Raw genomic sequence first — 503 nt, 5'->3', positions numbered from 1 at the left:
CTGGACGGGGCGGATGGTCCTCCAGGCGTCGATGAGCTCACCGACGATGGGGTCGTCCGGCTTAGAGAAGGCCGCTGTCGTCTTGTTCGCCGGGATGTGCAGCAGGCAGACACGGTAGGTCTCGCCGCTGTCCGGGTCGGTGGCTTGGTCCCAGCGGACGCATTCGAGTTCGAGACGGCGTATCTCGTCCATCCGTAGCCCGCCGAACAACCACACCCCGACCAGGGCGCGGATCATCTCGATCGGATAGTAGTTCGCGTGCCATCCCGCAGCCTTCGCCCGCGGTGTCCCGTAGGCGCGCAGGTCCTCGGCGGTCAGCGTCAGACCGGCGGCCATGAGCTTGGCCCAGGCGGCATCGTCGATGATCCGGGGGTCCGGGTCACGGCCGGCCCGGACCGAAAGCGGCAGAGCCAGGACACGGCGGGGATCGAACCTGGGGGTGATCCAATCCCAGTCGATCAGGTCGCACAAGAAGCTTCGGATGGTGTCGACCCCTCCCGCCT

The 503-nt window shown here is 67.2% G+C and carries 1 pseudogene; it reads right to left on the bottom strand.

Annotated features, from left to right (window positions below):
- A pseudogene (locus tag ACLZOT_RS49855) lies at positions 1-471 on the bottom strand (site-specific recombinase); the annotation flags it as partial.
- Between the last annotated feature and the right edge of the window lie 32 nt (positions 472-503).

The organism is Streptomyces sp. 4F14 (assembly GCF_048159485.1).
Lineage (GTDB): Bacteria > Actinomycetota > Actinomycetes > Streptomycetales > Streptomycetaceae > Streptomyces.
The sequence above is the reverse complement of the archived record's forward strand: the minus strand, read 5'-3'. Positions and strand labels throughout refer to the sequence as shown.